Origin of the sequence: Antarctobacter heliothermus, assembly GCF_900188425.1 — a bacterium.
In the GTDB taxonomy this organism is placed as follows: domain Bacteria; phylum Pseudomonadota; class Alphaproteobacteria; order Rhodobacterales; family Rhodobacteraceae; genus Antarctobacter; species Antarctobacter heliothermus.
Window position 1 is genome coordinate 100,729 of the sequence record NZ_FZON01000001.1, and the last position, 20,290, is coordinate 121,018.

The 20,290-nt window shown below is 64.0% G+C and carries 18 protein-coding genes; 13 read left to right on the top strand and 5 right to left on the bottom strand.

What is annotated here, in order from left to right:
• Nucleotides 1-63: 63 nt before the first annotated feature.
• The 4 genes from CHB90_RS00490 to CHB90_RS00505 form a co-directional block, all read right to left on the bottom strand.
• Complete coding sequence (locus CHB90_RS00490) at nt 64-1,698, bottom strand: OmpA family protein (RefSeq protein ID WP_089275856.1); 1,635 nt, start codon at nt 1,696-1,698, stop codon at nt 64-66.
• 234 nt (nt 1,699-1,932) lie between these two features.
• A complete protein-coding gene (locus tag CHB90_RS00495) occupies nt 1,933-3,558 on the bottom strand; it encodes an OmpA family protein (protein WP_089275857.1) in 1,626 nt (541 codons plus the stop codon).
• 99 nt (nt 3,559-3,657) lie between these two features.
• Nucleotides 3,658-4,908, bottom strand: a complete 1,251-nt coding sequence (locus tag CHB90_RS00500; RefSeq protein WP_089275858.1) for a vWA domain-containing protein — start codon at nt 4,906-4,908, stop codon at nt 3,658-3,660.
• Between the two features lie 187 nt (nt 4,909-5,095).
• The gene (locus tag CHB90_RS00505) at nt 5,096-6,004 is read right to left on the bottom strand and encodes an AAA family ATPase (protein ID WP_089275859.1); all 909 of its coding nucleotides are present in this window, start codon (nt 6,002-6,004) and stop codon (nt 5,096-5,098) included.
• 170 nt (nt 6,005-6,174) lie between these two features.
• Between CHB90_RS00505 and CHB90_RS00510 the strand changes: the two genes are divergently transcribed.
• The 11 genes from CHB90_RS00510 to CHB90_RS00555 all read left to right on the top strand — a co-directional run bounded on the left by CHB90_RS00510 (nt 6,175) and on the right by CHB90_RS00555 (nt 17,520).
• A complete protein-coding gene (locus CHB90_RS00510; RefSeq protein ID WP_245823097.1) occupies nt 6,175-7,242 on the top strand; it encodes a glycosyltransferase family 2 protein in 1,068 nt (355 codons plus the stop codon).
• Nucleotides 7,239-7,916 carry a sulfotransferase family protein gene (locus CHB90_RS00515; RefSeq protein WP_245823098.1) on the top strand — a complete coding sequence of 226 codons (678 nt, stop codon included), beginning with the start codon at nt 7,239-7,241 and terminating at the stop codon, nt 7,914-7,916. Before CHB90_RS00510 ends, CHB90_RS00515 begins: the two co-directional genes overlap by 4 nt.
• On the top strand, nt 7,916-10,273 hold the full coding sequence (locus tag CHB90_RS00520; protein WP_089275861.1) for a glycosyltransferase family 2 protein: 2,358 nt from the start codon (nt 7,916-7,918) through the stop codon (nt 10,271-10,273). Before CHB90_RS00515 ends, CHB90_RS00520 begins: the two co-directional genes overlap by 1 nt.
• A 2-nt stretch (nt 10,274-10,275) precedes the next feature.
• Entirely contained in the window at nt 10,276-10,977 is a 702-nt protein-coding gene (locus tag CHB90_RS00525) for an FkbM family methyltransferase (RefSeq protein ID WP_089275862.1), read from the top strand.
• A 52-nt stretch (nt 10,978-11,029) separates the two neighbouring features.
• Nucleotides 11,030-12,085: a glycosyltransferase family 2 protein gene (locus CHB90_RS00530; RefSeq protein ID WP_089275863.1), complete on the top strand. Its 1,056-nt coding sequence runs from the start codon at nt 11,030-11,032 to the stop codon at nt 12,083-12,085.
• Nucleotides 12,086-12,204: 119 nt separating this feature from the next.
• A complete protein-coding gene (locus CHB90_RS00535) occupies nt 12,205-13,155 on the top strand; it encodes a phosphoadenosine phosphosulfate reductase (protein ID WP_089275864.1) in 951 nt (316 codons plus the stop codon).
• 42 nt (nt 13,156-13,197) lie between these two features.
• The gene (gene pyrC, locus CHB90_RS00540) at nt 13,198-14,232 is read left to right on the top strand and encodes a dihydroorotase (RefSeq protein WP_089275865.1); all 1,035 of its coding nucleotides are present in this window, start codon (nt 13,198-13,200) and stop codon (nt 14,230-14,232) included.
• A gap of 221 nt (nt 14,233-14,453) precedes the next feature.
• Nucleotides 14,454-14,753: a hypothetical protein gene (locus tag CHB90_RS26075; protein WP_141135779.1), complete on the top strand. Its 300-nt coding sequence runs from the start codon at nt 14,454-14,456 to the stop codon at nt 14,751-14,753.
• A 108-nt stretch (nt 14,754-14,861) separates the two neighbouring features.
• Nucleotides 14,862-15,056, top strand: coding sequence for a hypothetical protein (locus CHB90_RS27510; RefSeq protein WP_425426577.1), 195 nt, complete (start codon nt 14,862-14,864; stop codon nt 15,054-15,056).
• A 98-nt stretch (nt 15,057-15,154) separates the two neighbouring features.
• Nucleotides 15,155-15,826, top strand: a complete 672-nt coding sequence (locus tag CHB90_RS00550; protein ID WP_089275867.1) for an orotate phosphoribosyltransferase — start codon at nt 15,155-15,157, stop codon at nt 15,824-15,826.
• Between the two features lie 206 nt (nt 15,827-16,032).
• Complete coding sequence (locus CHB90_RS00555) at nt 16,033-17,520, top strand: replicative DNA helicase (RefSeq protein WP_089275868.1); 1,488 nt, start codon at nt 16,033-16,035, stop codon at nt 17,518-17,520.
• A gap of 27 nt (nt 17,521-17,547) precedes the next feature.
• Here the strand turns inward: CHB90_RS00555 and CHB90_RS00560 are convergent, their stop codons facing one another.
• Complete coding sequence (locus tag CHB90_RS00560; protein ID WP_089275869.1) at nt 17,548-18,315, bottom strand: adenosylcobinamide-GDP ribazoletransferase; 768 nt, start codon at nt 18,313-18,315, stop codon at nt 17,548-17,550.
• A gap of 122 nt (nt 18,316-18,437) precedes the next feature.
• Here CHB90_RS00560 and alr point away from each other — a divergent pair, with 122 nt between their 5' ends.
• Both alr and CHB90_RS00570 read left to right on the top strand, forming a co-directional pair.
• Nucleotides 18,438-19,475, top strand: coding sequence for an alanine racemase (gene alr, locus CHB90_RS00565; protein ID WP_089275870.1), 1,038 nt, complete (start codon nt 18,438-18,440; stop codon nt 19,473-19,475).
• On the top strand, nt 19,472-20,254 hold the full coding sequence (locus CHB90_RS00570; RefSeq protein WP_089275871.1) for an MlaE family ABC transporter permease: 783 nt from the start codon (nt 19,472-19,474) through the stop codon (nt 20,252-20,254). The genes alr and CHB90_RS00570 overlap by 4 nt, the downstream gene beginning before the upstream one ends.
• Nucleotides 20,255-20,290 lie beyond the last annotated feature (36 nt).

Genomic DNA, 20,290 nt, shown 5'->3' on the forward strand with positions numbered 1-20,290 from the left:
CACTCCGACGAAAACAAACCCCCGGCGCCAACGGCACCGGGGGCAAGTCTGGCTGTCAATGGTTCAAAGTTCGGTCAGCAGCGGCGTGATGCGGCGCACGGCAGCGCGGCGATTGGCCTGTTCGGCGGCTTGGGTGACGATCAGCAGATCGCCCTCACCATAGCCCTGCAAGACGATGTTTTCCGGCGGGACGCCGAAATACTCGATCAACGCCAGCGCCACCGATTCCGCGCGCCGGTCCGACAGCGACAGGTTGTGCGCCTCATGTCCGCGCGCATCGGTGTGGCCCTCGATCAGGAACACCTCACGCGGGTCGGCGGCAATCGCCTCCAGCATGGCATAGCCCAGTGCGGCCAGTTCCTCGGCCTCTTCGGGACGGATCGCGGCGGAGTTCGAGGCAAAGTGGATCGTGTCGATGTTGATCCCCGGCGCCATCTTGCGCACCGCGTCGATATCCCGAACCTGCGCGAGCGAGAAATGACGCCCCGCCTCGACACTGGTTTCCCCGCCCAGCGCGCCGCTCATATCGCTGTTGCTCTGATAGGCGACGACAGTGGACGCCGGGGCATCCGGCAACTGGTTGACGACCACCTGATCGGTCTGCCTGGTATCGTCGAACAGCACCACCTCTGTCCCGTCCGGTGCAATGGTCGACCGGCGCAGCACGCGACCGTCCGGGGCGCGCAGGGTTTCGACCTCGCTGCCATCCTCATAGGCCATGACATTGCGGGTCGACCCGTCCTTGAACTGGTAGACCTGCACATTGGTGCCGGGGCGGTTCAGCAGCACGTCATCGTTGCGCAGCACCCGCATGACGCCATTGTTTTCGACCACCATGCGATCGCCGCTGTTGGTCACGACGCGGTCGCCGGTTGTCAGCACCTTGCCCATATCGACACGTCGATAGTCCAACGTGCCGGTCTTGATCCCGACCTGTCCCAGCACGGCACCGAAATCCTGCGAGGATCGGCGGATCTCCTGGTCTGTCAGCGTGCGATCCAGCACCTTGACAGCCCCGGCGGCCAGCCCGACGGCGGCGGCCACCTTGGCCACGTCACGCAGCGCGACGATGTCGGCCTGTCTCTGGCTGGACCCACGGTCGATATTGCCGGTGGGCAGGCGCACCACCTTGCCGGGGCGCGGGCCAACCTTGATGGTCCCGCCATTGCGACCGACAAGTTCGCCTGCCAATTGCTTGCGCAGATCGTCGATATTCACTGCACCCGGTTTGACCACGATCCTGCCATTTGGGTTCACTTTGATGGCGGGCTGGCGCACCTTTGGCGGCACGGCAATCTGAACGTCGGGCACCCGTATACCCGGAGCGACCTTGACGTTCGGCACCCGGATGGTCGGGGTCTTGTCCCTGGGCGTCACGATCCGGACGTTCGGCACCTTGACCTGCGGCGTCACCTGCTTGTGCGGCACCACATGCACAGGGCGCGTAGCCTTTTTCGGCGGCTGGGTGACGATCACCTGCGGCACGAACACCTTTTTCTTGGGCTGTTGTACAACGACCTTGGGCGGAGTCCGCTTGGCGGGCACCCGCTTTACGGTGCCCTTGAAGGCATCGGGGCATTTGATGCCCAGCGCCGGGTTGCACAACTGCTTGAGATCAAAGTTCTGGGCGCTTGCGGGCGCGGAGAAGGACGCCGCCAGCACGCTGAACGCGGCCGTGGCATAAAGGAGGCGTTTCATCGGCAATTCCTTTCCCAAAGGGTTTGGACGGACATCTTGAAATTCTTGAACGTCAGGCGCGGCAGCAGCCCCAGCAGAATGACAACAGACCGGAGCCAGCCCGGCACACGTCTTGACGCAGCGTCATGAAACGCTTTTCCGCGCTTTCCGACAACGGAGGTATTCCCGACCACAAACGCAAAACGCCCCCGGTGGGGGTCCACCGGGGTCGCCAGTCATGTTTTTGATCGGTGATTACCGCACCGAAAGCAGCGTCGTGATGCGGCGCACGGCGGCGCGGCGGTTGGCACGCTCGGCCACATCGGTCGGCACCAGAAGGTCGCCCTCACCGTAGCCTTGCAACACCATGTTTTCGGGCGGCACCTCGAAATACTCGGTCAGGGCAAGCGCGACCGATTCCGCGCGCCGGTCCGACAGGGCAAGGTTGTAGGCATAGCTGCCCACCGCGTCCGTGTGCCCCTCGATCAGGAACACCTCTGCCGGGTTGCGCTCGATGGCGTCGCGCATCGCATTGCCCAGCGCGGCCAGTTCCTCGGCCTCATCGACGCGGATCGCGGCCGAGTTGGTCTCAAACTGGATGGTGTCCACGGTGATCTCGGGCACCAGATGGCGCACGGCGTCGATGTTGCGTACCTGCGCCAGCGAAAAGCTGCGGTTCACTCCCGGCGCGCCATTGGCGGCCAGCGCCCGGGCCAGAGCATCTTCTTCGATGTCGCGATAGTCGACCCTGTTGCGCTCCTGCGCGCGCGGCAAATCGCTGATCTCGACATCCGGGCTGGCCTGCGTGTCATCGAACAGAACCACGTCCGTCCCATCCGGCAGACGGCGCACCCGGCGCAGAACCCGACCGTCGGCGGCGCGGATGGTCTCGACCTCAGTGCCGTCCTCGTAGGTCAGACGCGTGCGGGTCGATCCGTCGTCAAAGCGCCGCGTCTCGACCTCGGCCCCCGGACGGCGCAACAACACGTCGTCGTTGCGAATGACACGGAACTGCCCACCCTGTTCGACCACCACGCGGTCGCCAGAGTTGGACACCACGCGGTCATCCTTGTCGAGGATCTCCGACAGCGCCACGGCCCCCAGACCGATGATTGCAATCTTGGCCAAGGGGTCAAGACCGTCGTCATCGTCCTTCTTTGCCTTGTCCCTGTTCTTTACCTTGCCGGACAGATCAGTTTGAAAGTCCTCGCTCGACCGGCGCACGTCATCGCGGTCAACGGTTTCCTCAACCAGTTCCCCCGCATCGGGCGGGTTCTCTGCCGCAGCAGCGGGCGGCGCGCCAAGCTGACGGCGCAATGCCTCAATCTGCGCCAGCGGGTCAGGCTTTGCAACCTCGGCTCTGGGGGTCTCTGCCGCCGGTGCGGGCGGGGCATCGGCCCGTTGCGCCGGGGCCTCCGGTTCCGGGGCCCGCGGGGTTTCGGCCTGCTTGGGCGGCGCGTCCGGCGCCGGGGCGGGCGCGGTCACTGCCGGAGCTTCGGGCACTTCGGCCACGGGCGAGTCCGACTTGGGGGTATCGGCCTGCGCGGGCTTTTCGGCCTGTTCGGGCTTGTCCGCCTTGTCCGCTTTCTTTGCCTTCTTCGGCTTCTTCAGCGCGTCGTCCAATGCGTCCTTGGGTTTGGCCTGCTGCTCTGGCTCTGCGGCGGGCGCTGCTGGCTCTGCGCTGTCGACGGCCTTCAACGCCTCGTCCACCTGGTCGCAATCCACGCCCTTGGGCGCGGCCCCCGGAATGGCACACAACTTCTGCAACATCTTCAGCTTTTCAGGATCGTCAGGCTGCGCGCCCGACTGCGCCCCCGCGGCTGTACCAATCACAAGAGTCAGAACGCTGGCCAACGCAGTCGCATTGCGGATGGGGGTCATGGTGGTCTCCTTCCCGTTTGCCCGAAAGGGGCTTGGTCAGGATAACGCGCCGGACGGCACATAGGTTGCACAATATCGCGCCCCCCGGCCGCGACCCGCCTATAGCATGCGCATCAGCCGCGCCTTTTCGCCGATGTCATCGGGGCGCGAAATCGCCACCGCCAGATCCTCCAGCGAAGCAATGGAATGCCCGGCCCGGAAACTGTCCACATGGGGCAGCATGGCGCGGATGCCCGTGGCCTTGGGCGCAAACCCGTCCCAGCGCAGCAGCGGGTTCAACCAGATCAGACGGCGCGCCGACAGATGCAGCCGCTCCATCTCTTTTTCCAGCGCCCCGGCATCGTCCCGGTCCAACCCGTCGGTGATCAACAACACCACCGCCCCCTGCCCCATGACCCGGCGCGACCAGTCGCGGTTGAAGGCATGCAGACAGGACCCGATCCGCGTGCCGCCCTCCCAATCCCGTGCCTCGGCCCCGGCGGATTTCAGCGCCGCGTCCACGTCGCGCGTCGCCAGATGGCGCGAGATATTGGTCAGCCGGGTGCCAAAGGTAAAGGCATGCACCTTGGCCCAGCCCTGCCCCTTTTCATTCGCCACAGCATGCAGAAAATGCAGCACCATCCGGCTGTATTGGCTCATGGAGCCGGAAATGTCGCAAATCACCACCAGATTGGGCCAGCGCAGGCGCGGCTTGGCCTTGGCCAGCGACTGGATCTCTCCGCCCTTGCGCAGTGCATCGCGAATCGTGCGCCTTGCATCGAAATGGCGCCCCATATGCGAGGCCATGCGGCGGCGCGACGCGATGGGTTTGACCGGCAGGGTCAGCCGCGCCAACATCCGCTTGGCCTGCGCGATCTCTTCGGTCGACATCTGCTCGAAATCCAGACTGCGCAGTTTTTCCTCCGCCGACATGGTAAATGAGGCGTCAATCTCGATCTGGGTGCCGTCTTCTTCCTGCTCGGACTCAGGCACCTCGGGCATCTGATCGCCCAAAAGGGCCTGCGCCGCGCGCTTTTCGGCGGCCACGGCAGAGCGCTCCTCCTGCACACCACGGATGGCGGGCAGCATCATCGACATCATGTGCTCAAGGAATCGCGGATCACGCCAGTACAGGCGAAAGATCTGTGCAAAAACGACCCGATGCTCTGGCCGGTTTACGAAACAGGCGTGCAGCGTCCAGTAGAAATCCATCCGCTCGGTAAAGCCTGCCACCTCTACCGCGCGAATGGCATCGATGACTCGGCCCGGTCCGACCGGCAACCCGGCGCGACGCAGGGCGCGGGCAAAATGGATGATGTTCTGCGCGAGGCGCGGGTTTTCGGGAATCGTGATGGGCGCGTATTCAACCATGACAGATCCAGTGGGGGCGCTGCCCCCACACCCCCGGAGTATTTTTGCAAAGAAGAAGCTCCTGGGCGGCATTGCTCCGTCCCACCGCTTCTTCTTTGTTCAAATACCTCCGGGGGAGTCGCGCCTTGTGCGGCGGGGGCAGCGCCCCCTCCCCGGGTTCAAACAACGTGCCGCAAGTGATCATCGCTCAGGCCGCCTCAATCGTGGCCTTGGCGTCATCAAGGATGCGCTTGGCCTCTGACCCCTGGATTTTCTGGATGTCGTCCTGGTATTTCAGAATAGCCCCCAACGTGTCGCTGATCACCTCTGGCGACAGGTCGACCACGTCGAGCGCCAACAGGCATTTGGCCCAGTCGATGGTTTCCGCCACACCCGGTTTCTTGAACAGATCCTCGGTCCGCAGTTCCTGCACAAAGGCCACGATCTGCCGGCTCAGGGTTTCGGCCACTTGCGGTTCGCGCGCATTGAGAATCTCAACCTCGCGGTCAAAGCCGGGGTAGTCGACCCAGTGATAGAGGCACCGACGTTTCAGCGCGTCATGCACTTCGCGCGTGCGGTTGGATGTCAGGATCACGATGGGCGGCTCTGGTGCCTTGATGGTGCCGATCTCGGGGATGGTGACCTGAAAATCGCTCAATGCTTCCAGCAGGAAAGCCTCGAACGGCTCATCGGTCCGGTCCAGTTCGTCGATCAGCAGGATCGGGGCGCCGTTCTCATCTGGGCGCATGGCCTGCAACAGCGGCCGTTCGATCAGGAAATCGGGGCCAAAGAGTTCGCGGTTCAGCATGTCGCGGTCGGCGCTGCCCTGGGCCTCGGCGGTGCGGATGGCGATCATCTGTGCCGGAAAGTTCCATTCATAGACCGCCGAGGACGCATCCAGCCCCTCGTAGCATTGCAGCCGGATCAGCCGGCGGCCCAGCGCGGCAGCCAGCGCCTTGGCGATCTCGGTCTTGCCGACACCGGCCTCGCCTTCCAGGAACAGCGGGCGGCCAAGGCGCAGCGCAAGAAAAACCACCGTGGCCAGCGCGCGACCGCAGACATAGCCGGTCTGGCCAAGGGTTTCTTGTACCTCATCAATGGATGCGGGAATGGTCATGGCAGTCCTCCTGCCCCTCCTTTCCCAAGCGCAGGCGCACCCGTCAATACGACAGAAGTCACGCTTGCCGCCTCTTGACGCCGGTACGGATTGACGGGGTGTCCACACAATGTCATGATTCGGGGTATAAAAGTCGGGACCTAACCCGGCCATCAGGCAGACGAGCAGACATGGTAGACACTGAGGCGGGCGCCACGCGGCGCATCACCGCTGTAACCTGCGTCAAGAACGAGGGCCCGTTCCTGTTGGAATGGATGGCCTTTCATCGCCTGCTCGGCGTGACCGATTTCCTGTTCTATTCCAACGACTGCACCGACGGAACCGATACCTTGCTGGACGCGCTGGCCGCCGATCCGCGCCCCGAAACCGGGCGGGTGGTGCATCTGCCCAACCCTGCCGAGGGCCGCAACTATCAGATGGAGGCGTTGAAGGCCGCCGCCAGACAGCCCGTTGTGCAACAGGCCGATTGGGTCTGGATTGCCGATGTGGATGAATTCCTGAACATCCACGCAGGCGACCACACCATCCCGGCGCTGATCGCGGCCTGCGGCAACCCGCAGGTCATTTCGGTCACATTCCAGTTCTTTGCCAATGACGGTGTGACCGACTATGTCGACCGTCCGGTGATCGCCCAGTTTACCCGCTCGCACAATCCGGATCTGTGGTGCGCGGAAACGGCGATCGAGGTCAAAAGCCTCGTCCGGGGGGATTTCCCGCTGCAATACTTCGGCGCACACCGGCCGTTTTTCCGCAAGTCACTGGCAGAGGACAAACACCCGCATTGGACCGATGGGTCCGGCCGCAAGGTACCGGGCAAGTTCCTGACCGCCGCCAACCCGCGCCGCATCCGCAAGTTTCCGGCGGCATGCGCGCGCGCGCATGCCACGCTGAACCACTATGCGCTGCGCTCCCTCGACAGCTACCTGGTCAAGAACGACCGGGGCGATGTCAACCGCGAGGGCCGCGCCTTTGACGACACCTATTGGCGCGAACGCAACGATGCCGGTTATGAGGATCGCTCGATCCATCGCTATCTGCCGCAGCTCACCGACGCGCTGGAGACGCTAAAGGCTGACCCGGACATCAACCGCCTGCACGGCGATTGCGTGCGCCTGCACCGCGAAAAGCGCGACGCCCTGATGCTGCAGCCCGCCTATGCCGTCATGTATGCCCATCTGGCCTCCCTGCCCTCCTTGCCCCCCGGTGAGGCGGAATTGATCGAGGCGCTGGGGCTATGAGCGCGCTGAACGTGAAACTGGTCAACCTCGGCCTGCCCAAGACGGGCACCACCACCCTGCATCACGCCTTGACGCAAGCGGGATGGCGGGCGGCGGATCACAAGGTCCGGCGCATCCATGACCCCACCCCCGGCAAGGGCGGCACCTATATCGCGCGCCAACTGTACAACGGCTATTTTGAGACCGGCGATCCGTTCCGGCACCTCGACGGGCTGTATGACGCACTGACCGAAATCAGCGCGCTCAACCCGTCTGCAACGCTTTGGCCGCAGTGTGACTATGCGATGATCAAGGCCATGCGCCTTGCGCGTCCCGACATGCTGTTTGTCGCCACATGGCGTCCGGCGGCAGAGACATCGGATTCCATGCGGCGCTGGAACAACCTGGGTGAGGACCGCCTGCCCGCCGGGCACATTCCCGGACTGCCAGAGGGCTACGGCGCGACAGACCCCCAGCGCATCCGCTGGATCGAGGGGCACTACGCCATGCTGCGCGACCTCTTCGGGGACGATCCGCGCTATCTGGAACTGCCGGTGGGCGCGGAGGATGCGCGCGACCGGCTTGCGGCACATGTGAAGATGGACATGCCCTGGTGGGGCAGACTGAACGAGAACCCCGAAACGGGGCCGTCAGGCAGGAACGACAAGGCCGAAACGGCCAAAGGGGCAGCGTGATGCGGATCTATGTACATATCGGGCCGGACGGTCCGTCAAGCGACCGGATACAACGGGTTCTGGATGCCAAACGCGGACGGCTAAAGGATGAGAACGTGCTGTATGCCCGCTCTCCGGGGGCCAGAAACCACACCCGCCTGTTCATGGCGGTCAGCGACCCGGACCGCGCCGATGTGCTGCGGTTCAATCGCGGCATGATGCTGCCGGAGAAACAGCAGTCGCTGCGCGACGAACTGGCCCACCAACTGGCGCAAGAGATCGCGCGCGACACGCCCGAGGTGCTGATCCTCTCGGTGCATCAGTTGGGCACCTCGCTTTGCGACCGCTCTGAACTGGAACGCCTGCGGGTGCTGCTGGCCCCGCTGTCGGACGACATCCGCATCGTCGCGTGGCTGGACGAACCCGCCCGCGCGCTGGTCGCGCGCTATGGCGCTCAGGTGCTGGACGGGCGTGCCCGGGGGCTGGGCCTTGAACTGAACCTAGCAGAGGTGGATGACTTCTGGGAGGCGGCTATAGACACACGCCCCGACACCTCACCGCTGGACGGCATGTTCCCAGAAGTGCAAGGCGCGAACTTCTGGCTGGATTACAAACGCCTGCAATCCGAATGGGAGGCCGTGTTTGGCGCCGGATCGGTCCAGTTCCGCTCTCTCAACCGAGATACGCTGTGGTCCGAGGACGCGACGGACGAGATCTGCGCCGCCTTCGGCATCGACGCACAGATTGGCAAGGCCGAGGCCGAAGAGTTGCCGCGCCTACCCTCTGCCCCGTGGCTGACCCGCGCGCGCCAGTTCAACGACGCGGTGCTGCGCCTGCTGGACCGGCAGGACATCCTGCTGCCGCGCCCGCTGTGGCGCAAGCTGCTGGGAGAGATCAAGGTGCCCGGCGGCGCGATCCTTGCCGGATCGCTCTCGGCGCTGTCCATGAGGTTTGAGGACGACATCGCCGCGCTTTGCGCCGAACACGACGCGATGCGGCTTGACGACATGGAGGCCGATCCGATCTGCGGCGACTGGGTCGAGGCCGATCCGTCACGCGGCTTTCGCGCCACGCAGTACCTCATGGCGTTCCGCTGGCGCATCGCGCAGGGCGACAAGGACGAGCGAGAGGCACGCGCCATAGAACTGGCGCATCTGAAGGGCGAGCCGATGGATGTGCCAGACGCGCCCGCCCTGACCGACAGCGCCGAGGACGCCCTGCCCGCGCAGGCCAAGCAGAACTTTGTCCGCCTTCAGGGCTCTCCCTACGCACCGCACAACAAGCTGGGTCGCGTGAATGAGGAGGAACTGGCCGCCGCCTTTGCCCCCGCGCCGCGCCGCGTGCTGCCGCAGGGATCGACCGGCAACGTCATTGTTGGCTGCATGAAAAACGAAGGCCCCTACATCCTGGAGTGGATCGCCTATCACCGCGCCGTGGGGTTCGACAATTTCCTGATCTACACCAACGGCTGTTCCGATGGTACGGCAGAGATCCTTGACCGCCTGCAAGAGCTTGGCGTGCTTCAACACCGCGACAACAACGGTTGGTCCGGCAAATCCCCCCAGCAACACGCGCTGGACGCCGCGCTGGAAGAGCCGGTGATCCAGAACGCCGCTTGGATCGCCCATATCGACGTGGACGAGTTCGTGAACATCCGCTGCGGCAATGGCACGCTGGCGGATATGTTCGACCGGGTGCCCGACGCCACCAATGTCGCCATGACCTGGCGGCTGTTTGGCCACAACGGTGTGCGCCGCTTTCAGGACCGTCTGGTGATCGAACAATTCGACACCTGCGCGCCGAAATACTGCCCCAAGCCGCACACGGTCTGGGGCTTCAAAACCCTGTTCCGCAACATCGGGGCATATGAAAAGATCTCTTGCCACCGGCCCAACAAGCTGGCCGAGGGGTTCGAGGACAAGGTGAAATGGGTCAACGGATCTGGCCGCGACATGACCGATGCGGCGATCCGCAACGGTTGGCGCAGTTCCAAACGCACCATCGGCTACGACCTGATCCAGCTGAACCACTACGCCTTGCGCTCTGCCGAAAGTTTCCTGATCAAACGCCAGAGGGGTCGCGCCCTGCATGTGGATCGCAATATCGGGCTGAACTACTGGATTCGCATGGATTGGTCGGTCCACCGCGACATCACCATCAAGCGCAACATCCCCCGTGTGCGCGCCGAATACGATCGGCTGCTGCGCGACGATGCTCTGCGCGCCGCCCACCACCGGGCGCTGGAATGGCACCGAGCCAAGGCGGCGGAACTGCACGGGATGCCAGAGTTTGCAGACCTCTACCGGCAGGCGTTGGCGCTGGACCTGACAGAAACTGAACGGGTGGCCTATGCGCTGGCCCTGGACATGGAGACGTGACGATGGACGGCGCATCCCCGGCACCCCGCGACCCTTTCCTGCATTCACGCGGGCTGAAGATCCCAAAGCATCCGCAAATCACGCGCGGGCGTATGCGCGGCGCGCTGAAACAGGGCATCTATGAACGCAAGGAATGCGACGCCGTCATGCGCGTGGTGCGCGAGGGCGACCGCGTGCTCGAACTGGGCGGCGGCATCGGCTACATGTCGACGCTGCTGTCGGTCAAGAAAAAGGTCGCCCGCGTGGTCAGCTATGAGGCCAATCCGGCGCTGATCCCCTACATCCGCTCCGTGCATGAGGCCAATGGCGTCACCAACGTCGATCTGCGCAACGCGCTCTTGGCCCCCGAACTGGGCGATCCTGTGCCGTTTTATGTCCGGCAGAACTTTCTCGGCTCCTCGATGGACCGCGACGCCGACCCCGACACGGTGATCGAAGAGGTCAAGGTCATGCAACACGCCATCAACCCGGTGCTACAGGCCGAAACGCCGGATGTGCTGGTCTGCGATATCGAAGGGGCGGAGGCGCATCTGCTGCCCGCCGCCGACTGGTCGGGCCTGCGCGCAGCGGTGATCGAACTGCACCCGCAGTGGATTGGCCAAAGCGGCGTTCAGGCGGTGTTCGACTGCATGCACCGCGCCGGTCTGACCTATTTCCCCAAGGCGTCCGAGGCCAAGGTCGTGACTTTCCGCAAAGGTTGGTAATGACGCGAAACGATTTTTCGACGAAAAATCGCCTCACCCTCGGGGGCAATCCATGACCATCACCGCCGTCCTGTGTGTCCGCAATGAGGGCGCGTTCCTGCTTGACTGGCTGGCGCATCACCTGACCTGCGGCGTAACCCATGTGGTTGCGCTGTCGAACGATTGCCAGGACGGCACCGACACCCTGCTGGACCGGCTGGCGCAGGTTATTCCGCTGACCCATATCCGCAACGATGGTCCCTACGACGAGCGCGGCATCCAGTTCACCGGCCTGAAACGCGCGGATCAGACCGACGCCGTGCGCAACGCCGACTGGCTGATCTCGCTGGACATCGACGAATACGTCAACGTCCACACCGGCGACCACACCCTGCCCGCCCTGATCGCCGCCCTGCCCAATGCAACCGCCATCACCCTGACCTGGCGGCTGTTCGGCAACGCCGACATCATCCGCTACACCGACCGACCCGTGACGCAGCAATTCACCATGGCCGCGCCTGTGATCATGCACTGGCCGTGGCGTGCGGCGATGTTCAAGACGCTCTACCGCAATGACGGCACCTATTCGAAACTGGGCGTCCACCGCCCGCGCGCCCCCGTTCCGGCACAGGTAGACACGGCCCACTGGTTCGACGGTGAGGGCCGCGAGCTGGACGCACAATTCCGCACCCGCCGGATATTCTCGCAATACGGCCGCTCCAACTATGCGTTAGCGCAACTCAACCATTACGCCCTTGGCGCGATGGAAAGCTATGTGCTCAAATCCGACCGGGGCCGCGCGGTACATTCCGACCACGCGCTAGGCATGGACTACTGGGTCGAACGCAACTGGAGCGTTGAAGAAGACCGCAGCATTCAGGCCCTTGCCGGTGTCGCCGAACAACGCGCCAAACTGGCCGCCGATCCTGACCTGTCGCGCCTGCACACCGCCGCCGTCGCTTGGCGCAAGGCCCGCTTTGACACGCTTTTGGCACAGGAACCCTATCGGGCCTTGTTTGCCCGCTTGCTTATGACACCACCCGCTCGGCCCGTATCGCTCAACGCGGCGCGGTTTCTGGCCGGGCACGCAACGCAGGCACGCAACACCAAAGACGCCCCCCAGAACTGACGCCTCTGGGGTCACACCCACCGTGTTGTCACCGCGCGACCATATTCTTGCCCAAAAGCCCGGACATTGTTTCCCCCAAATGCGTGCCAATTTTGGTGCAAAGTGAGGATACCCGGCCAATGGAATCGCAAGCCAAAGGATTCGCCCCCGATCTCAGCAACCAGCCGCGCGGAGAGTGGCTGGCAACGCTGCGCCGGATCGGCGAGGAATACGGGTTTGCCGAACCCATGGGCAAAAGCCACGCCGCGATCTTTGTCGAAGAGGGTGACACGCTGGTCGTCGCGTTTGAGACCATGTCCGGCATCGAAGCCCTGTCAGAGACGCGCACCCCCATCGGGTTCGACATGGTCAACGCCAACGGCTGGTCCTCGCTGTCGATGCTCAGCCACGGCGATACATGGTTCCGCGATGAACGGGTCTATGCGTTTTTCGACCAGCTTCAGGATGACGGCTTTTTCGACGACTTTGAAAACGTGCTGTTTTATGGCGCTGGACCCTGTGGCTATGCTGCCGGGGCCTATTCCGTCACCGCCCCCGGTGCCCGCGTTCTGATGCTGCAACCGCAGGCCACGCTGGACCCGCGCGTGGCCGAATGGGACGACCGCTTTGCCGAGGAACGCCGCCGCGATTTCACCTCGCGCTATGGATTTGCGCCGGAAATGATCGACGCCGCCGAACGGGCCTATGTGATCTACGACCCGCGTGAACGGTTGGACGCAATGCACTCGGCGCTGTTCGCACGGCCCAACGTCACGCGCCTGCGCGCACCCTTTATGGGGGGCGCGTTGCAATCCGATTTCCGCGCGCTCGACCTGTTGCCGGGGATGTTGACAGCCGCCGCCCAGGGCCGGTTGGACAGCGATTTGTTTGCCACAATGCTGCGCGCCCGGCGCAACCACCCGCCTTACCTGCGTCGCCTGCTGGCGCGGCTGGATGCAGATGGACGCGACGGGCTGGCCCGCATCCTGTGCCAGAACGTGGTGGGCCGCATGCCCGCGCCGCGCTTTCGCCGCCGCCTTGCGGAACTGGAGGCCGGGGACGACAGCGTCCGGGCGGCTGACGCGCGCTGAGTCCACTGGCGCGCGCCCGGTCCGCATGCTAACCGCAAATCCATGGATAGCATCACCCTTCGCCGCCCCGACGACTGGCATTTGCACCTGCGCGATGGCGCAATGCTGGCCGGGATCGCCCCCGAGAGCGCCCGCCACTTTGGCCGCGCCATCATCATGCCCAACCTCGTGCCGCCGGTTGTGACCGGCGCGCAGGCACAGGCTTACCGCGACCGCATCACCGCCGCCCTGCCCGCCGACAGCGGTTTCACCCCGCTGATGACCCTGTACCTGACAGAGGAAAGCGATCCGGCGGATATCATCGCCGCCCACCAAAGCGGGCTGGTGACGGCGGTCAAACTGTATCCCGCCGGGGCCACCACCAACTCCACCTCCGGGGTGCGCGACTTTGACAAGGTGCGCCCGGTGCTGGAGGCGATGGCCGAACATGGCATCCCCCTGTGCGTCCACGGCGAAGTGGTCGACAGCGACGTCGACATCTTTGACCGTGAGGCGGTGTTCATCGACCGCGTGCTGGACCCGATCCGCCGACGCACCCCCGGTCTGCGCGTCATCATGGAACACATCACCACCCGTCAGGGCGTCGACTACGCCCGCGCGGGCGGCGACGATCTGGGCGCGACCATCACCACCCATCACCTTGTGATCAACCGCAACGCCATTCTGGTGGGCGGGATCAAGCCGCATTACTACTGCCTGCCGGTTGCCAAGCGTGAGGAACACCGCCTTGCCCTGCGCGCCGCCGCAACCAGTGGCGACGCCAGCTTTTTCCTTGGCACCGACAGCGCGCCGCATACCGACCCGCTCAAGGAAAACGCCTGTGGCTGCGCCGGGTGCTTTACCGCGACCAACACCATGTCGATCCTTGCCGAGGTGTTCGAACAGGAAAACGCGCTCGACCGGCTTGAGGCGTTTGCCTCGCTCAACGGTCCCGCGTTTTATCGCCTGCCCGCGAACGAAACCCGCGTGACCCTGACTAAGGGTGATCCGGTCAGCTACCCGGCCAAGATCGACACCGGCGACGGGCCGGTCACGGTTTTCGATCCGATGATGCCGTTGCACTGGCGCGTGGGCTGAGCGGCGAGCCGACAGCATGGCCCAGCTCTGCTGCCGTGTCGATCAGCAGCCGGCCATTGACCGAAATGTCCATTCCTTCTTGGTAGACAAAGGATGACGTCCTGAATCCGGGGTACCTCGCCTACAACCTGTCGGCCACGTCCTGCGCCGCCCTGTCCGTGCCCAATTGAGCCAGAGCCACCGCGGTGAAGACGGCGTGGAAGACAGGATGAACGCGCTCATTGCTCAAAGCCTTGGCCGATGTAATTGATTCCGAAACTTGGATGAGGGTTATCCCAATCCTTCAAACCAGAATAAATACAATTAAAAACAGTGAGACGCAGAAAAAGTACCAAATTTTAAAAATAGGGCGAATCTCCGATCCGAAGAACACCAGCTTAATGACAAAAGTAAACAAAGGGGATGGATCAATTAACTCAAATGGACTCTTCCACTTTTTTCCAGAAAGAAGGAAGAAACCTGCATTGATTAGAGAAATTGTGCCTATGGCTGAGAAAACTAAGATCAACGGTTCCATGTAGTTTTTTTAGCACAAATCGTGCGAGGACGGAACGAAGGACACGATCTACCTGCTGGCCCCGACCCATGTCGACCATGCCGAGCCATTCGACAGCCCCTCCGACAACCCCCTGTTCCGTGAAATCCTGCTGCACGAACTGGTCCACCACGTCCAGCGCAACACCGGGCTCTGGGACGAATGGGCCTGCCCGGCGATTGGCGAAACCGAGGCGTACCGGCTGGGCGGGCGCTACCTGCGTCAGACGCGGACCGCCGATCCTTTGCCCAACCGCAATTTCTGGGCGGCGATCTACGCCCGCTGCTGACCGACCGGCGGGGCGGGACCTGTGCCACGCGTTTCCGCCCTTCAATTGCGCCACGGAAAAGGCTAGGCGGTCTCCAGACAAAATCCGGAGCGCCTCTCATGATCCCCTCATCCTATCCCTCTGCCGAAGAAATGGCCCGCCTGACCGCGCGCATGTTGTGGGAAATCGAGGCGGTGAACTTCATGACCGATGAGCCGTACAAACTGGCCTCCGGCCAGCTGTCGCCGGTCTACATCGACTGCCGCAAGCTGATCTCCTACCCGCGCATCCGGTCGACCCTGATGGATTTCCTCACCGTCACCGTGATGCGCAACGCAGGCTTTGAGGCGTTTGACAACATCGCCGGGGGCGAGACCGCAGGCATCCCCTTTGCCGCGCTGGTGGCCGAACGCATGGCCCTGCCCATGACCTATGTGCGCAAGAAACCCAAAGGCTACGGCAAGAACGCCCGCATCGAGGGCGCCATGTCCGAGGGTGAGCGCGTGCTGCTGGTCGAGGATCTGACCACCGATGGCGGATCAAAGATCAGCTTTGTCGACGCGATCCGCGACACCGGCGCCACCTGCGCCCACACGGCAGTTATCTTTTACTACGGCATCTTCCCCGAGACGATCAAAACGCTGGGCGATCATGGCGTCGACCTGCACCACCTGTGTACCTGGTGGGAAGTGCTGGCAGAGGCCCCGGAGAAACACGCTGGCGTCCTGTCCGAGGTCGAGTCGTTCCTCAAGGATCCGCACGGCTGGCGCACGGCCCGCAGCGACAGCTGACCTGACGGCAGCGCCGACATCTTGTGTGTTGAACGTGACAGGAAGATCACAGGGTCGACTCGCCCACACCAGATGTTGACGGCTGACCCGTCAAAATGCCAATATCCAGTGGGCAAAAGCGACCACAGGTTATCAACAGAGATATACAGTCTGCCCGTCGCCGACGCCCCCTGATAGGGCGTCTGTCTACGCAGCAGGGGATGGAAATGAACGAGATCGCAACGATCAACCCGACCGGAGTCGAAATTCAGGCAGCGGACACGATGCCCAATTCGATCGAGGCAGAGCAACAGCTTCTGGGCGCGATTCTTGTCGAGAACGACACCTATGACCGCATCGCCGCCATCATCGGCGCGCATCATTTCTACGACCCCGTCCACGCCCGCATCTTTGAAATCGCCGCCGCCCGCATCGCCAAGAACAACCTCGCCTCTCCGGTCACGCTCAAGGCGTTCATGGAGGATGATGAGGGCCTCAAGGAACTGGGCGGCCCGGCCTATCTGGCGCGTCTGGCGGCCTCTGCCATCTCGACCTTTGCTGTGCGCGACTATGCGCAGATGATCTATGATCTGGCCGTGCGCCGTGACCTGATCCGGCTGGGCAAGAGCATATCTGACAAGGCGGCCAAGGTCGATGTGGCGTCAGAGCCGCGCGAACAGATCGTCGAGGCGGAACAGGCGCTGTATAAACTGGCCGAACAGGGCCAGACCGAAAGCGGGTTCCAGAGCTTTCTCAAGGCGGTCACAGAGGCGGTCAATGTCGCCAACGCCGCCTACCAGCGCGAGGGCGGGCTGGCCGGTATTTCCACCGGCCTTGACGACATGGACAAGAAACTGGGCGGTCTGCACCCCTCTGACCTGTTGATCCTTGCCGGGCGTCCGTCGATGGGCAAAACCTCGCTGGCGACCAACATCGCCTTCAACATCGCCAAGGCCTACAAGAAGGGCCAGAAACCCGACGGCTCCTTTGGTGCCACGGATGGCGGCGTGGTCGGCTTTTTCAGCCTTGAAATGAGCGCCGAACAGCTGGCAGGCCGTATCCTTGCCGAAGCGTCCGAGATCAGCTCGCACAAGATCCGCCAAGGCGACATGGACGAGACAGAGTTCCGCCGCTTTGTGCAGGCCGCCAAGGATCTGGAGGCCTGCCCGCTCTATATCGACGACACGCCCGCCCTGCCGATCAGTCAGGTCGCGGCGCGCGCGCGGCGTCTGAAACGGACCCACGGGCTGGATCTGGTCATTGTCGACTACCTGCAACTGCTGCGCGGCACCGCCGAAAACCGGGTGCAGGAAATCGGCGAAATTTCTATGGGGCTCAAGGCCATCGCCAAGGAACTCAACATCCCGGTGGTTGCCCTGTCCCAGTTGTCGCGTCAGGTCGAAAACCGCGAGGACAAGCGCCCGCAGCTGTCGGACCTGCGGGAATCGGGTTCCATCGAACAGGACGCGGACGTGGTCATGTTCGTGTTCCGCGAAGAATATTACGCCGAACGCGAAAAACCCTCGGACGACCGGCTGGACGAAATGGCCGCATGGCAGGACCGGATGAGCCGCCTGCACGCCAAGGCCGAGGTCATCATCGGCAAACAGCGTCACGGCCCCATCGGCACCGTGGAACTGTCGTTCGAGGCGCAATTCACCCGCTTTGGCAATCTCGTCAAACCGTGGCAGCAGGACGGCCAACGGGACATGTGACGGCGTCAGGCGCTTCGCCGCGCCCGCCTACAGCCACAGCGCCAGCCCCAGGTAAAAGCCCAGCTCTGCCAGTTGTTGCGCCCCGCCAAGGCAATCGCCGGTATAGCCGCCAATGCGGTTGATGCTCCAGATGCGGAACGCCTGCCCCAACAACACCGCCCCGGCAAAGCCGCAAAGGACCGAGCCGATCCCCGCCACGAGGGTCAGCGGGATCAGCGCCACCATCGTCAGGGTCAGCGCCACGCGGTAGCCGTCCGGCGTGACCTTGGGGACAAATTTCTGCATGCCCTCGCTGCGGGCATGTATTGTGGTCCCGGTCACATGCACAGAGGCCATGCGCCCGGTGGCATGTGCGGCCACCAGACCCGCCGCCGCCACCGCCAGCGGCAGCGCCGCGATCAACGTCACCTTCAGCGCCAGCACCAGCCCCAGCGCCAATGCGCCGTAGACCCCAAAGCGCCGTTGATCCATCAGCGCGATGATCTCGGCGCGGTCGCGCCCGGCGGCCATCGCCTCGACCGCGCCGACCAGCCCGGCCTCGTGAAACGCCCCTGTCATCAACAGCGTGGCCGCGAGCGCCAGCAGCACCGCCACCATGCCCGGCAGGACCGGTGCCGTCGCCCACAACACCAGCGCGCCCAGCAGCCCCACCAGCGCGCCGATACCCGGATGATACTTGACCGCGCGCACCATCAGATCGTCCGACTCGGGCAAGGCGCGCGGCACCGGCAGCACCGTCAGATAGCGCAGCGCCAGCCAGAACAGATCCGCCTCCAACCGCACCGCATTGCGCATGACCTTTCCTCCGAGCCGGTCGCCTCAGATGCAGCATAAGCGGCAAGGCACCGCCGGCAAGGCCACCCGCGCGGCGATTTCGCGCTTGACCCTGACTGGGAACCTGAGAAACACCTGATCCCATGGCACAGGCACAGCTTTCCATCGATCTCACGGCGCTGCGCGCCAATTGGCGCGGCCTTTCAGAGATGTCGCAGGCAGAGACCGGCGCCGTGGTCAAGGCGGACGCCTATGGCCTTGGCGTCGACCAGGTCGCCCCCGCGCTGGCGGCAGAGGGCGCGCGCCGCTTTTTCGTCGCCATCGCCGAAGAGGGTGCAGAGCTGCGCCGCATCCTTGGCCCGCGCCCCGAGATCTGCGTCTTTTCCGGCCATATGGCGGGCGACGCCGCGCTGATCCGCGACGCGCAGTTGACACCGATTATCAACTCCATCGACCAGATGCTGCGCCACGTCGAGGGGCTGCCGGGCCACGCCTTCGGCATCCAGCTGGACAGCGGCATGAACCGTCTGGGGATGGAACCCGCCGAATGGCGCGCTCTGCGCGACATCGCGCTGGCGCAGAAACCCAGCCTGATCATGAGCCATCTTGCCTGCTCGGATGACCCGGCCCATCCGATGAACGTCCAGCAGTTGAACCAATTCCTTGAGATGACGGACGGCATCGACGCGCCACGCTCGCTGTCCGCCACGGGCGGCGTGCTGCTGGGACCGAACTATCACTTTGACGTCACCCGCCCGGGCATCGGCGTCTACGGCGGGTTGCCCTATCTGGACGCGCGTCCGGTGGCCTTTGTCGACCTGCCGGTGATCCAGACCCGCGATGTCCTGCCCGGCGAAACCGTGGGCTACGGCAACACCTGGACGGCAGAGCGCCCAACCCGCGTCGCCACCGTCGCGGCGGGCTACGCCGACGGCATCTTGCGCGGCATGAGCCATCAGGCCCACCTCTGGGCCGGTGAAACCCGCTGCGCCGTGCTGGGCCGGATCTCGATGGACCTGATCGGCGTCGACGTGACCGATGTCACCGGCGACCCGGAATCGCTGGAACTGCTGGGCACCCATCAAAGCATCGACACGCTGGCCGACTGGGCCGGCAGCATCGGCTATGAGATCCTGACCTCTCTCGGCGCGCGCTACAATCGCAGCTACACCGGCGCATGACCCTGCTGGCCCCCCTTGGCGCGCTGGGACGCGCCACGCTGGCACTGCTGGCCATGGTCGGGCGCGTCGCCCTGTTCGCCCTCAGCGCGCTCAGCCACATGCTGCGCCCGCCCTTCTACGGCCGCGAATTTGGCGCGGCCCTGATGAACGTCGGCTGGCTGTCGTTGCCGGTTGTCGGGCTGACCGCCATCTTCACCGGCGGTGCGCTGGCGCTGCAAATCTACTCCGGCGGCGCGCGCTTCAGCGCCGAGGCGGTGGTCCCCCAGATCGTCGCCATCGGCATCGTGCGGGAACTGGGTCCCGTGCTTGTGGGCCTGATGATCGCCGCCCGCGTAACCTCCTCTATCGCCGCCGAAATCGCCACCATGAAGGTGACGGAACAGATCGACGCGCTGGTCACACTCTCCACCGACCCGATGAAATACCTCGTGGCCCCCCGCGTGCTGGCGGCGCTGATCGTGGTGCCGCTCTTGGTGGCGGTGGGGGACGTCATCGGCATCTTCGGCGGCTACGCCGTGGCCACCGGCACGCTGGGCTTCAACGCCGCGGCCTACCTCAAGAACACCGTCGATTTCCTCGAACCGCTGGACATCATCTCCTCGCTGGTCAAGGGCTGCGCCTTTGGCGGGCTGGCGGCGCTGATGGGCTGCTACTTCGGCATGACCTCCGGGCGCGGCGCGCAGGGCGTGGGCCGCGCGACCAAAGGCTCGGTCGAGGCCGCCGCCATCCTGATCCTCGCCGCCAACTTCCTGCTTACGGGGGCGTTTTTCTCGCTATGACCAAAGACCCTTCCGGTTTCTTCTCTGTCAAAATAC

Excerpts from the sequence above, each read along its gene's own strand:
- CHB90_RS00500 (WP_089275858.1), bottom strand. The coding sequence starts at position 4,908 with ATGGTTGAATACGCGCCCATCACGATTCCCGAAAACCCGCGCCTCGCG.
- CHB90_RS00570 (WP_089275871.1), top strand. The coding sequence starts at position 19,472 with ATGACCCTGCTGGCCCCCCTTGGCGCGCTGGGACGCGCCACGCTGGCA.
- CHB90_RS00510 (WP_245823097.1), top strand. The coding sequence starts at position 6,175 with ATGGTAGACACTGAGGCGGGCGCCACGCGGCGCATCACCGCTGTAACC.
- CHB90_RS00535 (WP_089275864.1), top strand. The coding sequence starts at position 12,205 with ATGGAATCGCAAGCCAAAGGATTCGCCCCCGATCTCAGCAACCAGCCG.
- CHB90_RS00490 (WP_089275856.1), bottom strand. The coding sequence starts at position 1,698 with ATGAAACGCCTCCTTTATGCCACGGCCGCGTTCAGCGTGCTGGCGGCG.
- CHB90_RS00520 (WP_089275861.1), top strand. The coding sequence starts at position 7,916 with ATGCGGATCTATGTACATATCGGGCCGGACGGTCCGTCAAGCGACCGG.
- CHB90_RS00555 (WP_089275868.1), top strand. The coding sequence starts at position 16,033 with ATGAACGAGATCGCAACGATCAACCCGACCGGAGTCGAAATTCAGGCA.
- CHB90_RS00525 (WP_089275862.1), top strand. The coding sequence starts at position 10,276 with ATGGACGGCGCATCCCCGGCACCCCGCGACCCTTTCCTGCATTCACGC.
- CHB90_RS00515 (WP_245823098.1), top strand. The coding sequence starts at position 7,239 with ATGAGCGCGCTGAACGTGAAACTGGTCAACCTCGGCCTGCCCAAGACG.
- alr (WP_089275870.1), top strand. The coding sequence starts at position 18,438 with ATGGCACAGGCACAGCTTTCCATCGATCTCACGGCGCTGCGCGCCAAT.
- CHB90_RS00495 (WP_089275857.1), bottom strand. The coding sequence starts at position 3,558 with ATGACCCCCATCCGCAATGCGACTGCGTTGGCCAGCGTTCTGACTCTT.
- CHB90_RS00550 (WP_089275867.1), top strand. The coding sequence starts at position 15,155 with ATGATCCCCTCATCCTATCCCTCTGCCGAAGAAATGGCCCGCCTGACC.
- CHB90_RS00505 (WP_089275859.1), bottom strand. The coding sequence starts at position 6,004 with ATGACCATTCCCGCATCCATTGATGAGGTACAAGAAACCCTTGGCCAG.
- pyrC (WP_089275865.1), top strand. The coding sequence starts at position 13,198 with ATGGATAGCATCACCCTTCGCCGCCCCGACGACTGGCATTTGCACCTG.
- CHB90_RS00530 (WP_089275863.1), top strand. The coding sequence starts at position 11,030 with ATGACCATCACCGCCGTCCTGTGTGTCCGCAATGAGGGCGCGTTCCTG.
- CHB90_RS00560 (WP_089275869.1), bottom strand. The coding sequence starts at position 18,315 with ATGCGCAATGCGGTGCGGTTGGAGGCGGATCTGTTCTGGCTGGCGCTG.